A 15888-nucleotide genomic window follows, 5' to 3' on the forward strand; every position below is an offset into this window, starting at 1 on the left:
AGCACTCCCCAGCTGGTTGGGGAGTGCAATCTGCTAGGTACAAGGAATGGGCAGGAAATATGAAGATTAAATTATTATCCGCAGCAATTGCTGCGAGTTTAGCATTGCCCTTGAGCGCGGCTAGTTTGGTGACTTCGTTTGAAGAAGCCGACTACAGCAGCTCTGAAAACAATGCTGAATTTTTAGAAGTGTCTGGAGATGCCACTTCTGAAATTACTACTGAACAAGCTACCGATGGCAATCAATCTGTTAAGGCTTTGTTTGATGCCGCTTTCAAACCCGTTATCGTATGGAACTGGGGATCTTGGAACTGGGGGGGCGAAGACGTAATGACAGTAGACGTGGTTAACCCCAACGATACTGACGTAGGTTTTGCCGTTAAGCTGATTGACAGCGATATCGTGAATGACTGGAATGATGCAAGCCAAACCTCTTTGGACTATTTCACAGCACCAGCAAATTCAACGCAAACATTTAGCTTTAATTTAAATGGTGGCAATGAATACCAAGAGCACGGTGAAAACTTTGATAAAAACAAAGTGCTAGGCGTGCAGTTCATGCTATCTGGAAGCGATCCTCAAGTGTTGTACTTTGACAACATTATGGTTGACGGCGAAACAGTAACACCGCCTCCTAGCGATGGTGCGGTAAACACTCATACTGCGCCTGTTGCAACTTTAGCGCAAATTGAAGACTTTGAAACGATACCAGACTACTTACGACCTGATGGTGGCGTCAACGTTTCTACTACCACCGAGATTGTGACAAAGGGCGCTGCAGCAATGGCAGCCGAGTTCACTGCGGGGTGGAATGCCTTGGTATTTGCTGGCACTTGGAATTGGGCAGAGCTGGGTGAACACACTGCTGTTGCCATTGACGTATCAAACACCAGTGATAGCAATATCTGGTTGTATTCACGTATCGAAGATGTGAACAGCCAAGGTGAAACCGCAACTCGAGGCGTATTGGTTAAAGCTGGCGAATCGAAAACCATTTATACCAGCTTAAACGATAACCCTTCATTGCTTAGCCAAAACGAGCGTGTATCAGCATTAGGTTTACGCGATATTCCAGCAGAGCCAATGAGCGCTCAAAACGGCTGGGGTGATTTTGTAGCCTTAGACAAATCGCAAATTACCGCTATCCGTTACTTTATTGGTGACTTGGCCAACGGTGAGACTAGTCAAACCCTAGTGTTTGATAACATGCGGGTGATTAAGGACCTTAACCACGAGTCAGCCTACGCTGCCATGGCTGATGCTATGGGGCAGAACAACCTAGTTACTTATGCGGGTAAAGTTGCCAGTAAAGAAGAGTTAGCTAAGTTAAGTGCTCCAGAAATGGCCGCTTTGGGTGAGTTAACCAATCGCAATATGTATGGTGGTAACCCAGATTCATCACCGGCTACAGATTGTGTACTAGCTACGCCTGCCTCGTTTAACGCCTGTAAAGACGCTGATGGTAACTGGCAATTGGTAGACCCAGCTGGCAATGCGTTCTTCTCAACCGGTGTTGACAATATTCGCTTGCAAGATACTTACACCATGACTGGGGTGTCTAGCGAGGCTGAGTCTGCGCTTCGTCAGTCAATGTTTACAGACATTCCAAGTGAATATGTAAATGAAAACTATGGCCCTGTGCATAGTGGACCTGTTTCTCAAGGCCAAGCTGTAAGTTTTTACGCTAACAACTTAATTACCCGCCACGCTAGCGAAGACGTATGGCGAGACATTACTGTTAAGCGTATGAAAGACTGGGGCTTTAACACCTTAGGCAACTGGACCGATCCAGCCTTGTATGCAAACGGTAGCGTTCCTTACGTGGCAAATGGGTGGTCAACCTCTGGTGCTAATCGCCTTCCCGTTAAACAAATTGGCAGCGGCTACTGGGGACCACTTCCTGACCCGTGGGATGCTAACTTCGCAACTAATGCCGCTACCATGGCGGCAGAGATCAAAGCGCAAGTAGCGGGCAATGAAGAATACTTGTTAGGTATTTTTGTTGATAACGAAATGAGCTGGGGCAACGTAACCGCGGAAGAAAGCTCTCGTTATTCACAAACTCTTGCTGTGTTCAACACCGATGCAACCGATGCTGCGAATAGCCCTGCTAAGAATAGCTTTATTTATTTCTTATCAAACGATCGCTACCCGAATGGCATTGCTGACTTAAACGCGGCTTGGGGAACTAATTACGCCTCTTGGGATGCAATGCGTCCAGCGCAAGAGTTAGTTTATAGCTCTGCCATGGCTGCAGATTTGCAGTACTTGTCATGGCAGTTTGCTTTCCAATACTTCAATACTGTGAAAACAGCGTTGAAAGCAGAGCTACCAAACCATCTTTACTTAGGTTCTCGTTTTGCTGATTGGGGGCGCACCCCAGATGTAGTAAGCGCTGCATCTTTCGTTGTTGATGTGATGAGCTACAACATCTACAAAGACAGCATTGCAGCTGCCGATTGGGATGCTGATGCCTTAAGTCAGATCGAAGCCATTGATAAGCCGGTCATTGTGGGTGAATTCCACTTTGGTAGCTTAGATAGTGGTTCGTTTGCTGAAGGTATCGTTAATGCCACTTCGCAACAAGATCGTGCCGATAAAATGGTTCGCTTCTTCGAATCAGTAAATGCCCACAAAAACTTTGTTGGTGCTCATTGGTTCCAATACATCGACTCGCCATTAACGGGTCGCGCATGGGACGGTGAAAACTACAATGTTGGCTTTGTAAGCACTACTGATACTCCCTATACCTTAATGACTGATGCTGCCCGTGAGTTTAACTGTGGTATGTACGGCACTGATTGTTCAGGCTTAAGCAATGCTACTGACGCAGCATCTCGCGCTGGTGTGTTATATACCGGTACTAACATTGGCGTAAGTCACTCTGGTCCAGAAGCACCAGAACCTGGTGAGCCAGTAGATCCTCCAATTGATCCGCCAACACCACCAACGGGTGGCGTAACTGGCGGTGGCGGTAGTGCTGGTTGGTTATCGCTACTAGGTTTGGCAGGCGTATTTTTACTAAGACGTCGTAAAGTTTAAGCACTGTGCCGCCTCGTAAATTAAGTGGTATTACGAGGTGGCCTTTTTATTTTCAGGAAGAAATATGAAGTATCTATATATTGTCCGTGGTCCATTTGGCAGCGGAAAAACCGAGTTTGCAAAAACCATCACTAACAATGTGGTGTCTTGTTGGGATTACTACGCCAAATATGGTCAAAACAAATGGAATCAAGAGCTTAAACCACATGCCGATGAGTATTGCCGAAGTCGTGTTGCTGAGTTAATGGCGCAAGGTGTTGATACTCTCGCGGTGACAAACTCCTTCTCTAAATCTAGCGATCTAGATTTTTATTTAGATGCAGCCCAAAAGCATCAATACAAAGTGTTCACCCTGGTGATGGAAAATCAAAATAGTGAAGAATACAAGCGTGATGCCCCAGAAGATGTGGTACTCAAGCAGATTATCAACTTAAAGAATAGCGTGGTATTCCACCAAGGTTTTTAACCGCAATTGATAGCGTTTTGGTAAGAGAAAAAGTATGAAAAAAATAACCATTGCCAGCTTCTTTTTGTTTTGCGGTTTAAGCTTATCTAATAGCGTTCTAGCACAAGTAACAACGCCCATGGTTTTGGGCGAACGTGACCGCTTAGTTATAGATTTGATTAAGTTAGCATTTGAAAAAAGTAACTACTCGCAAAAAATTCAACCTATCGATACCTATTACAGCGAGGCTCGATTAGTTGAAGAAGTAAAACAAGACCAGGTGAGTGTGATTTGGGCTGGTGCGTCAAACTCGATGCAGCAACAGCTTAAAGCCATCAAGATCCCTATTTTTAAAGGATTGTTAGGCCACCGCGTTTTTGTCATTGAAAAAAGCAATCAAGCAGCCTTTGAAGGTGTATCTAGTTTAGCCACTTTAAAGCGCTTAAAAGCAGGCTTAGGCCGCTTTTGGGGTGATACCGAAATTCTCGAAAATGCCGGCCTTGAAGTAGTAAAACCGGTTAAAGCGCAAAGCTTATTCTACATGGTGGATGGTGGTCGCTTTGACTATTTACCTTTAGCCGTACATGAAGCCTGGGAAGTAGTCGAAACACAGAAAGAAGTGAACTTAGCGGTAGAAGATAATATTTTGTTGGTATACCCAATGGCAATGTATCTCTACGTTAACCCCAAAAATCGTGAACTATATGATGCGATTAACGATGGCTTAGAAACTGCTATTGCCGATGGCAGCTACAACCAGTTGTTTTATCAATCTCCCCTTATCTCAAAAACCTTTGAAATAGCACGCCTTAACGAGCGTCGAATAATAAAAATAGATAATCCTCTACTGCCAGCAGACGCGCCGTTGCATCGCGATGAGCTGTGGTTGGATATTAAAGAAAGATAGACATAAGCGAGACTAAACGTGAAAGCAAGTTTGAGTAAATCCCTAATTATTATATTACTGCTATTTGGTTTGCTAGGCCTGTTATTGGGCGGTGGCGTTAGCTACGTTAATACCAAGAGCAAATTGGCTGATGCTTATTTAGTAGAGCAACAAGCCATTACCGAGATGGCTAAAGCATCTTTAATAGAAGCCGTGTTTGTTTATGATTTTGAGCAAGCGCAGGCCATTGTAGATGCGCTGGTTAAATCCCCGATCCTTAATGCTGTTGAGGTGGTAGACCAGCGTGGAAAAGCTATTTCACAGGCCAGCATTGCCAATCAAAAACAAGATTTTAATTTCGTTGAACTGCAACGTGGTGAAGACTTTATTGGCACCCTAAAGCTGCAATTTGATAAAAGCAGTGTAATTGCCACGCTTAACAGCGAAATAACCAATGTAATGCTCAACATTATATTGGTATTAGCCGTTGTGGTTGCAGCCGTGTTTTTCTACGTGCGCAAGCTGGTGGTTATTCCAATCAACGACGTCGCTAACTCTTTGCATCAAATAGCCACTGGCGATGGCGACCTTACTCGACGTATTCCAGTAAATAATGATAACGAGATAGGTGTACTAAGTAGCAACTTTAATTTGCTTATGGATAACCTATCGCACCTGCTTAATAGCATTCGTTCAGTGAGTGAGCAGGTGAGCTCGGTATCTCATTCTTTAAGTACATCTTCAAGTGAATCACAGCGAGACTCCCTATCACAGCAAGATCAGATGGAGCAAGCTGCTACTTCACTACAAGAAATGAGTGCCTCCGCAGAAGAGGTGTTTGTAAACGCAGAGCAAACTGCCGAGAAGTCAAACACTGCACGTGAACAAACCTTACGTGGCGTAGAGTTAGTGCGCGAAAACAGTGAGTTGATTAACCGTTTATCACAGAGCATAACCGATACGTCTTCTCGCATTGATACCTTGATTGAGTCAAGCTCTGCGATTGGCTCGGTAGTCGAAGTTATTCGTAACATTGCCGAACAAACCAATTTGCTCGCCCTTAATGCGGCGATTGAAGCTGCCCGAGCGGGAGAGCAAGGTCGAGGGTTTGCAGTGGTAGCCGATGAAGTAAGGGCCTTGGCAAAGAAAACTCAAGAATCCACTCAAGAAATAGAATCTATTGTTGCAGCCCTACAAGATAATGCTTCCAATGCGGCTAGCTCTATGGGGGCCAGTTTGCAATCTAGCAAAGAAGTGGATGAAGCTGCGGGGTCTATTTCACAAGCCTTACAAGATATTTGCGAGCACATTGAGAACATTAACCAAATGAACACTCATGTAGCGGTGGCAGCTAAACAACAAAACAGCGTTACTCAAACCATCGCTGAAAATGTTACCACCTTAAATTCTCTGGCTAGTTCGATTGCGAATAATGCAAAAAATGTGAACGGACAAGTGATCTCACTCGAAGAACACAACAATGAGCTTGTAGTAAATATCAAACGTTTTAAAGTATGACAAATAAACTTAACTAGTAGGAAGTAATCGATGTTATTTGGAAACGTGAATAAGCTCTCTTTAGTAAACTATGTTAATCCGTCTTTTATCACATGGATTGATGAAGCAATGGCTCTAGCTGCTGACAAAGAAGATGGTAGATATGAGCTTTCAGGAGAAGGTGTATTTGTATTACTTATGTCGCCAGAAACTGAAGAGTTTGCTAAACGCAAAGCGGAGATTCACAAGCAGCATTTAGACATTCAAATTGTGTTAGATGGCGAAGAGCAAATTGGTTATACCCACGAGCTGGCTGAACAAGCACTCGCTTTAACCGAGCTTGAAAATGATGTAGCGTTTTTTGAGCAAGCTAGCAATGAGCAAATGGTTAAGCTTGGTAAAGGTGACTTTGCGGTGTTTTACCCCAACGAAGTTCACCGCCCACTTTGTGCGGTAGCCGAATCTCGTCAAGTACGCAAAGCGGTGGTTAAGATCCCTGTTAGTGCCTTGTAAATGCACTAAATCCACTTAGCCTTGGCTAAGTGGATTCTTTTTTATTGCTTATCTATCCCCATCCCACTACTACCAATATTTCTTCACAAAGATGATCTAGCATGCCCTAAGGCTGCTCTTAGTTAGCGGGCGCTGCTGTTTGCTTGGCCATTGACAATCCCAGCAATATTGACTGTTGTGCTACTCGCTACTCGCTACTCAGCGTGATATCTCTATTGGCTTAGGATTAAAGTTTTAAGGCTTAGCACTTGGTTTACACTTTAGCGTGACCAACACGAGGCATGGTTCACAACTTTAGAAAAATTGGTTTTCCAATAATTTAGATTGGTTGACATTTGTTTGGCGAAAGTCATTATTACCCTTAGATATTTTTCTGTTTTATAGCGTCGCTTGGCAGCTAAAGGGCTTAGTACTTAAGTTTTCTCTATAGCTTGGCTATATTGCCTAAACTCTGCCGTTGCTATCAAGACGCTAATCATTTGAGGATACATAATGGACACGCGCTTAAGGGCTGACTCAGCTAAAACTATATCTGAGCATGAGCAATCAATTTTGATTTATGATTTTGCTGAGCAAATTCCTAAGGCTTTTAGTTTTAGCAACGTAGATGCAGAATTGGTGAGTGAAGGCAACGGAATTACCGTAGGTTCGCAAGCTTTAAAAGTTACTACGCACAGTAAAGAGAACTTTTATACCTCAATTTTTATCGAGCCCGAGCAGCCTTTTGATTGGAGTGCGCTTCCTAATTTTAGTTTTGCATTTGACGTCACTAACTTAGGGCGTCGATCAACACAGATTTTTATTAATATCTTCGACAAACAAGGGCAAATGCATAGTCGTAGTATTAATGTGGCGGGCGGTTCTTGTAAAACCTATTTAAACGAGCTTAAAGGTGAGTTTTTAAAGGGTGGGCTTAACTATGAGTCGGGTTTTCGCTCTAACCCTGCTGCCTGGGATACCCCATTTCACTATGCAACGTGGATGTGGGGGGAGATGAACATCGATTTAAGTGCCGTTGCCAAAATTGAACTAAGCATTCACGGTACTTTGATTGATCATCAGCTGGTGTTGGATAACTTTAGAGTGATTCTTACTCCAGAGTGTAATCCCGATTTTCTTAAAGGCTGTTTAGATAAGTTTGGCCAAAATGCTTTCGTAGAAACCGCCGAAAAAGTGCATTCAGAAGAAGAATTATTGGCTGTTACGGCCAAAGAGCTTAAAGCCTTAGAACAAGGTGCCATGCCCCAGCGCTCGCGCTTTAGTGGTTATACCGGTGGGCCGCAGTTAGAAGCGACCGGGTTTTTCCGCACCGAAAAGATTGATGGAAAATGGTCATTTGTTGACCCCGATGGTTACCCATATTTTGCTACCGGCCTAGACATAATCCGCTTAGCAAATTCCTTTACCATTACTGGTGTTGATTACGATCACTCTAAAGTGGCTGCGCGCAGCGATGACGATGTTACCCCTGAAGACTCCAAAGAGAAGCTCGAGATTAGCCAAGAGGCCTTTGATTCCGCCTTTGTTGCCAACCAAACTCGGCGAGACTTTTTTCAGTGGTTACCCAGCTATGACGAACCTTTAGCAGAGCATTACAGCTACATGCGCGAGTTGTTTGAAGGCCCAGTTGACCGCGGCGAAATCTTTAGTTTCTATTCAGCAAACTTACAACGAAAGTACGGCCAAGATGGTGCCGATTACATGGGCAAGTGGCGCGAAGTCACTATGGACCGCATGATCAACTGGGGGTTTTCTTGCTTAGGAAATTGGACTGCGCCTGAGTTTTACAGTAACGAAAAAATTCCATATTTTGCCAATGGTTGGATTATTGGTGACTTTAAAACAGTGACTAGTGGCGATGATTTCTGGGCACCGCTACCCGATCCATTCGATCCTGTATTTAGAGAACGCGCCGAAGCCACGGTAAGCCAGGTGAAAGCCGAAATGCAGGGGTCACCATGGTGTGTGGGTATTTTCATTGATAATGAGAAAAGCTGGGGCCGCATGGGCACCATTAATGGCCATTATGGTATTGCGATCCATACTCTAGGTCGCAGTGATGAAGAGAGCCCCACCAAGGCAGTATTCACTCGAGCCTTAAAAGACAAGTACGGCACTGTAGAACAGCTTAACCAAGCTTGGGGGACTAAGATTGAATCTTGGCAAGCTGTCGCTGGTGGCGTTAGTGATTTAGCTCATAACGAAGCACAGCTAAGTGACTACTCCATGTTATTAGAGCTATACGCCAGCGAATACTTCAAAGTAGTAAACGAGTCGCTTAAAGCTCAATTACCTAATCATTTGTACTTGGGGGCTCGATTTGCTGATTGGGGCTGTAATCCAGAGGTGGTAAGAGCCGCAGCAAAACATGTGGATGTTGTAAGTTACAACTACTACAAAGAAGGGCTACACCCCGAACCTTGGAAGTTTTTGGCAGAAGTAGACATGCCAAGCATTATTGGTGAGTTTCACATTGGTGTTAAAGAAGGTTTCTTCCACGCTGGTTTGGTGACCGCTAACGACCAAACCGAGCGCGGCGAGATGTTCGAAGATTACTTAAACTCGGTAATTGATAATCCATACTTTGTTGGGGCGCATTGGTTCCAATACATTGACTCGCCGATTACTGGGCGTTCGTTTGACGGTGAAAACTACAATGTGGGTTTTGTGGGTATCACCGATGTACCCTATCAGCCAATGGTTGATGCTGCGAAGCGGGTAAATGGTGGCATGTATCAGCGCCGTTTTAGTAAGACGAAAAAGTAGCATGCTTTGATAGGTACCTATAAGTAAAAAGCGGGCTTCGGTCCAAGGCGTTTACAAAACGTGGGTCTAGGTCTTTTTAGTTAAAGCATAAGGGTGCTGTTTTACTGGTTAATTCCAGCATGCAGCGCCCTTTCTTTTGGGAAATTTTTCTGAGGGATTGTATAAGGATTCAGTTGTTATCTTCTGTTGCGGCATTGCTCTGTGCAATGTGCAGTTAAGCAAAAACCTATTTGCTGCAATAAAGTAGTTTAATACAGCAACCTATTAGGGCTCGACCAGTTAGGTATTCGTTCCATTTTTGCCATTCTTAGAAAGCAAAAAAGGCAAGCGCTGCTTGCCTTTGCTGATAGGCCCACAAAATGTAAACACTTTGGCCCAAGGCACCTTTTATTGGTAGTCCAATTGTTATATTGGTTATTAACTTTTGATGGGTATCTCCTAGCTTCTCTGCTTTTTTCGGCAATTTTTCTTTATGTCTGTTATTTAAGTTACTTACTTTTTGGGGGAGGTTTAAGCTGATGTTGTCTAATATCCCTCTAACTGTTTGCTATAAAAGACTTTGACGGCTATCGCATAATTAACAATTAAATATGATATAGATCCTGTTTGAAAGGTTAACCAATTGCTCATTGGTTAATCAATTGTTTAGATTGGGCGATGTATTGTTGTACTTTTTAGTTCAAAGACATTTAAGCCAATCAACAAAAGGATTTTTGATGATATCTCGCAATAGTTCTAAACAAAGAGTGTTTACGCGCAGCTTGATCAGTGCATTGGTTATCGCCATTACCGGGTGTAATAGCAGTAGTGATGATGGAAATGGAGGAAGCGGTGGTGGGTTTACGCCTATTACAGTAACCAATACGCAGCCTGTAGAAATGCCTTACAGTGTTAGCGGCTCTAGCCTCAAGCAAGTAAACTTTGAATTTTCTATAAGCGTTCCCTATGCCAACTTAAGTTTGTATGCCGATGATCAATTGTTATTGGATAACATTGATATTCCTAGTCAAGGTATTAATCAGCTAAACGCAATTGTTGATTTTGGCTCTTTAGGTGACAAGCAGTTGCGCCTTGTTGGACGAAATGGCGATATCTTGATTAACAACATGACCTTTCAAGATATTAGCGACTTAAGCATGCCTAAGTTTCGCGACGCTTCCGAAGAAATAGGTTTAGTGACCGAAGATACCTACAAGTATGGTGGTCCGTCGGTGGGTGATATTAACAACGATGGTCACTACGACTTTGTGCTTAATAACCACAACTATATTTCTACCCAGCTAGCGATGAACAATGGCGATGGTACCGTGACCTTAAGCGATCTGTTTCCTAATGTTCAAGACTTTCACGGTTCGGCCCTTGGTGATTACACTGGCAATGGTGAATTAGATATTATGGTGGCGCTAGGCGGAGCTAATGGTACTAGCCCATCGTCTTATGTACTGCTCAAAAATGAAGGCGGAACCTTCACCCAAGCCACCGATACTGGCATAACAACACCTGCGCGTGGTCGCGCACCTCGTTGGTTAGATATGGATTTAGATGGTCATTTAGATTTAGCTTTAATCAATGCTAAAACGCCAAACTACGATGGTCCGCAACAACTCTTTTACCGCAATAAGGGTGACGGTACTTTCGAAGAAGTACGCATTCCTGGTATCGAGAGTGCCGAAGCCGAGCGCGCCTTGGTTCTCGATTTTAATAATGACGGTATTGACGACATATTGCTATTCTCGCCATTAACGCTTTGGCAGGGTAATGGCAACCTAGGCTTTACCGATGTTACAGCTCAATGGCTACCAGAAGGCGCAGCTAATGCTTGGCAAGTGCAAGCAGTAGCTGACGTTGATGTAAACGGTAATGGTTTATTTGATTTGTATATTGCTCGAGGCAAGCCAGAGTATCAGCTGTCTGACAAATCTTATGACTTTAACCCATCAACTAAAAAGCTCGATATCCGTGATAATGGTGAAACTGGCACAACAGAGATTAGCTTCACTGCTGACGAGAGCGTTACCTTATCTGGCTTAGATTTGGTTTATCGCCAGTATGATGGTGGCTACCCAATCTACCTTGGTGAAACCAAAGAGCGCAAAGATGTACATGCCACAGGCTTCCAGCCTGACCAGCTTCCACCAGAAATGAGTGGGGCGCCAAGTACCTTGGAAATAACCACAGAGGCGGCTAATGGTTGGCCAAGCACACGTGAAGCTAACGGCATTTACATTGGTTACTTAGGTGATGGTAACTGGAAGGCCGAGTGGGTTCGTGATCAAAATGTTTATTGGAATGTGAGTTTCACATTAGATGGATTAAATGACATCGCTCTAGATTGGCAGCCTAATAACCGCAACGAACAAGATATTTTGTTGATTAACCAAGGCGATAAGTTTGTTGATGCTTCGAGTGAGTGGAATTTGCCTAAAGGTGGTAACCACTGGGGGGTTACTCATGGTGACTTCAATAATAATGGATTCAATGACATCTTTATTCACCGCTTTGGCTTTTTAAAAGAGCGTGTGACAGACCTATTATTGGTAAACACTGGTAAAGGACAGTTTATACCTACTACTTTACATGGTGCGCATAGCATGACAGACCATGGTCATGGGGATATGGGCCAAGGCTTTGATTTTGACCAAAACGGTCGCGTAGATTTACTTAACGGCAGCAATGAAGAAGGCCGTTGGTACATGTACAAAAATGATACCCAAGACTTAGGTAATTACGTATTGGTTGATGTTGGTTACAGCCCGCTAGATAAGGTTGACCCCTTATCGGCACAGGTTGTGGTAACAACCGAAAGTGGTAAAACTTATCGTAAGCGTGTGGGATCAGCAGGCGAAGTCTTCTCGCAAGGCTCGATTAACATGCTGCACTTTGGTTTAGCCAATGAAACCGAGATCAAGCAAGTTGCAGTGCACTGGCGTAACGGCGAAACGGTATACTTTAGTGATGTAAATGCTAATGCAAAATACTTAACTAAAGATGCTGCTAACCCTGCTCCAACAGCGATTGCCTTGGAACGACAAGAGAAAAAGCTTGCCGTGGCAGAAACCTATAGCTTAATGCCAAACTTTGTTCCGTTAAACGCACAAGCTAGCGTGAGCTATCGCTCATCGGATCCAAGTGTTGCAACAGTGAGTGAAGACGGCCTGGTAACTGCGGTTGCCGATGGTGACGCAACCATTACTGTTAGCTCGTTAATCGCAGACGATGTGACCACAACAATGGCCATTAGTGTTGGTGATTTTGACCCCATTTATGCCACCGACATTACCATTGCCGGCGATGACCAAGCATTTTACGTGGGACAAACAACTAGCTTAAGCGCTACGCTAGCCTCTTCAGATCCTCTTGAACAGCCTGATGACCAAAGTATTACTTGGCAAAGCAGCAATACTGCAATCGCTACTGTAGATGGTTCTGGCGCGGTGACTGGTATTGCAGAAGGCTCAGTAGATATTACGGCGATTGCTAATGGCTCAGAGGTGGCCAATGATGTTTCTGACCTAGTTAGCTTAAATATTGAAACTTTTTATGCTTCGGCAATGAGTTTTGATGATGTTAATAAATACACTAGCACTGACTATTCGACCGGTGGTTCGATGGACGTGCAAGTTAACTATCATGCGGGCTCGGGAGACACTGTAGACAGTAACGGTATTATCTTTCGTTTACGCGAAATACAAGCGGGTTGGGTAGGCATTACTCAAGATCATACGGAAATAGATACCACTGCGGCTGGCCAAGTTTCTGGTACGAGTTCGGTGTCGATTCCTCTTAATGATGCCACCGCAAGTGCAGATTTACCGAGTGGTGATTTCCACTTCTTATTTATCGAGTTTAATACCACTAGTGGTAAGCACGTGGAAGTTAAGGTTGGTTTTGCACCAGGAGACATAACGATTGTAGCCGCACCTTAATGAATTCGTTTGTTAAATAATCCTGTGTAGCTATAGCACCAGAAGCGCAAGATAGGCTTCTGGTGCTTTTTCTTTTATCACTTGCTGTTCGCTTACCGCATCTTCAGATTTGCTGTAAACCCCGCTAGCTAAGGCCTTAGTATGATAGGCTGTGATGGAGCAACAGGGCGGTTTCTATAGCTGAATGAGGTAAGGCTTGGTTAAAGGTTATTACAGGTGCATTGCCGTTGTTTTAACTATGCGATGCTTGCGTAGGTATGATATCAGGGCGGGATCGCACTTTGTTAACTAATATGATCTAATTGTGCCAAACCCTCAGCAGCACAGTCATTTTGAACCTTATTGAACACTTATCTGTTGTAGAAGATACTCGATCGGACATCAACCAGAAACACAACCTTATTGATGTTATGTTCCTTGTGATCAGCGCTATCGCATCGGGATGCGAAGGTTGGCAAGACATTGAATTTTTTGGAGAAGAAAAACTCGACTGGTTAAGAAAATATCGACCATTCGAGCATGGCATCCCTCGAAGACACACGATAGCTCGCATCTTGCGTTCCGTTGTTGCGGAATCTTTGCTTGAAGCTTTGGCTCTTTGGATTAACGAACAACGAACTACTCAGAACAAACCCATTATCGCTTTTGACGGAAAGGTTCTACGGGGCTCCTATCGTAACGACAGGAAAACAGCATTGCAGTTGGTCACGGCTTACGACACCGAGCGTGGCCTCGTTCTAAGCCAAAAGCCGACTGAGACTAAAAATGGTGAAATAAGCATTGTTCGTCAAATGCTTGATGTCATTAATGTAAAGGGTAGTGTTGTCACGGTTGATGCACTGCATTGCCAGCGTGAAACACTAGAAAAAATCAAAGAAAAACAAGCGCATGTTGTTGTCCAGGTTAAGAATAATCAGCCCAAGCTTAGAGCGGCTGTTGTGGAGCAGTTCCAAGCGATTTTTGATGCAGGTAAAGAGAAAATAGTCACCGAGGTCAAAGAGAAAAAACATGGTCGCAGCGAAGAGCGATACGTATTTCAGATAAAGGCCAAATTGCCCGACGAATTGGCGAAGAAATGGCCGACGATAAGAAGCATCATAGCAGTGGAACGCCATCGTGTGATCAATGGTAAAGGTACTGTAGATACCTCTTACTACATTAGTTCTTTGTCGCCAAACCACAAACTACTGGGCCATTATATTCGCCAGCATTGGCGGATTGAGAACAGCCAACATTATGTTTTAGATGTTGTTTTTAAAGAAGATAGCTCTCGTATTACTTTAGATGGTGCCGTTGAAAACATTGCGTTATCTAGACGTTTTGTGATGAATATGCTCAAGCAATGCGAATGTGGTGCGCCGAGCCAAAAAGTGAAGCTGAAGAAAGCGGGTTGGAACGATGATTATAGGGCAAGAGTCTTCTTTGGGTTATAAATCCATCAAAGTATGCTCCCGCCCTGGGTATGATATTGGTGGCTTATTGGGCCTCTAATAAGGGCTCGCCTAAAGCATGCCAGTGGCTAACCCGTTGTTGTTTAACCCCTGATTGTTGAATGGCTTTATCAACCAAACCTAAGCGAATAATTTTAGCTAAGCCTTGATCAATGGCTTGGGCTATTTCAGCGCCGTGTGGGTGTTTCTTCGATACCATAAAATGACGACTTTCTTGAAATTCTATTTTCACATTTGGGATCGGGTAAAAGCTGCCATAACTATCATGAATGGCTAGATCTGGGGTATTGGGGAACTCTAAAAAGGCAACGTTAATTCTGCCTTTACTTAACATGCCAAATAATGACTGATTACGGTTGAGTTTATCTATGTTGTTAAAGCCACTACGCTGTAACTGGGCTATGTCTTGGTACCAAGTACTCCCTACGCTAATGGGTAATTCTCTAAGCTGCTCATGAGTTAAAGCTTGGCTGAGCAAAGGGGAATTGTCGTTAACATAAAAGCCTTTTTCAAAGGTATTTTTAGGGATAATAGCCACCGACTTGTAGGTACTATCATCAAAGTCACTTTCCCAAATATCGGCTTGATAAACTGCCACATTGCCTTGTTTCAACTCTCGCAGGCTGCGACCGGTATTAGGCGAGGTCACAAAGGTGAGCGAATACTGCAAATCGCTATAACTAAGGGCTTGAGTTAACAGCAGCAAGCTTACGGTTGCGCGATCTGAGTAGGGCGATTGGTAGTCACTAATTTGGCGAGGGTCACCACCTTTAAACTCAAGCAATTGCTGGTAATTTGAGAAGGTGCCTTGGTCACCAATAATCGACACATCGATATCGGCGAAAGAAGAAAAGCTAGACAGACATAAAATGCTGAATATCCACGGTCTCACTATTGCTCCTCGTCTGGTTGTTGCAGTCTTTATTTAGTTAGCCGTTACTTACTGTAGCGTAAGATGACAAGTTAAAGTGTAGACTGTTTCACAATCGTTATTAGGGGCAATAGTTGAACAGGTGATTAAGCCTTGTTTTTAGATGATTTAATCCGCTGAATAATGGTGAGGATCAATACCCACGAGGCGAGGATAAAGGTAATAATATTGGCTAAAAACACCGATAAATCTTGAATTAAGAAGCCGTAAATCATCCACAGGCCTACGCCCGTGGTTAATATGGAATACATGGTTAATGAAATTCCGGCAACATTCTTGGTCTTAATAATGTGTATTACCTGCGGAACAAACGACAAAGTGGTGCAGCTAGCTGCTATTAATCCAAGAATCGTAAGGGCTGTCATCTAAACTCCATTTTATTGGTAAACCAATTTGGGTGGATTATACCGTTTTGGTCAACCTTGTAAATAA

10 protein-coding genes are annotated in these 15888 nt (G+C 43.7%); 8 read left to right on the top strand and 2 right to left on the bottom strand.

Features of this window, described 5'->3' with window-relative positions; all coding sequences use genetic code 11:
• The first annotated feature begins 59 nt into the window (after positions 1–59).
• From K5L93_RS13950 to K5L93_RS13985, 8 genes are all read left to right on the top strand, one after another.
• Positions 60–3041, top strand: coding sequence for a beta-agarase (locus K5L93_RS13950; RefSeq protein ID WP_220720379.1), 2982 nt, complete (start codon positions 60–62; stop codon positions 3039–3041).
• A 64-nt stretch (positions 3042–3105) separates the two neighbouring features.
• Positions 3106–3507: a hypothetical protein gene (locus tag K5L93_RS13955; protein ID WP_220720380.1), complete on the top strand. Its 402-nt coding sequence runs from the start codon at positions 3106–3108 to the stop codon at positions 3505–3507.
• A gap of 34 nt (positions 3508–3541) precedes the next feature.
• On the top strand, positions 3542–4393 hold the full coding sequence (locus K5L93_RS13960) for a transporter substrate-binding domain-containing protein (protein WP_220720381.1): 852 nt from the start codon (positions 3542–3544) through the stop codon (positions 4391–4393).
• Positions 4394–4411: 18 nt separating this feature from the next.
• Positions 4412–5890, top strand: coding sequence for a methyl-accepting chemotaxis protein (locus K5L93_RS13965; RefSeq protein ID WP_220720382.1), 1479 nt, complete (start codon positions 4412–4414; stop codon positions 5888–5890).
• 30 nt (positions 5891–5920) lie between these two features.
• On the top strand, positions 5921–6382 hold the full coding sequence (locus tag K5L93_RS13970; protein WP_220720383.1) for a NanQ anomerase/TabA/YiaL family protein: 462 nt from the start codon (positions 5921–5923) through the stop codon (positions 6380–6382).
• A 492-nt stretch (positions 6383–6874) separates the two neighbouring features.
• Positions 6875–9148, top strand: coding sequence for a beta-galactosidase (locus K5L93_RS13975; RefSeq protein ID WP_220720384.1), 2274 nt, complete (start codon positions 6875–6877; stop codon positions 9146–9148).
• 716 nt (positions 9149–9864) lie between these two features.
• The gene (locus K5L93_RS13980; protein WP_220720385.1) at positions 9865–13074 is read left to right on the top strand and encodes an FG-GAP-like repeat-containing protein; all 3210 of its coding nucleotides are present in this window, start codon (positions 9865–9867) and stop codon (positions 13072–13074) included.
• 332 nt (positions 13075–13406) lie between these two features.
• Complete coding sequence (locus K5L93_RS13985) at positions 13407–14507, top strand: ISAs1 family transposase (protein ID WP_220721412.1); 1101 nt, start codon at positions 13407–13409, stop codon at positions 14505–14507.
• 43 nt (positions 14508–14550) lie between these two features.
• On the opposite strand, the gene K5L93_RS13990 is transcribed toward K5L93_RS13985, so the two are convergent.
• Positions 14551–15417, bottom strand: coding sequence for a transporter substrate-binding domain-containing protein (locus K5L93_RS13990; RefSeq protein ID WP_220720386.1), 867 nt, complete (start codon positions 15415–15417; stop codon positions 14551–14553).
• Between the two features lie 125 nt (positions 15418–15542).
• The gene (locus K5L93_RS13995; protein ID WP_220720387.1) at positions 15543–15821 is read right to left on the bottom strand and encodes a SemiSWEET transporter; all 279 of its coding nucleotides are present in this window, start codon (positions 15819–15821) and stop codon (positions 15543–15545) included.
• Between the last annotated feature and the right edge of the window lie 67 nt (positions 15822–15888).

Origin of the sequence: Agarivorans litoreus (genome assembly GCF_019649015.1) — a bacterium.
Lineage (GTDB): Bacteria > Pseudomonadota > Gammaproteobacteria > Enterobacterales > Celerinatantimonadaceae > Agarivorans > Agarivorans litoreus.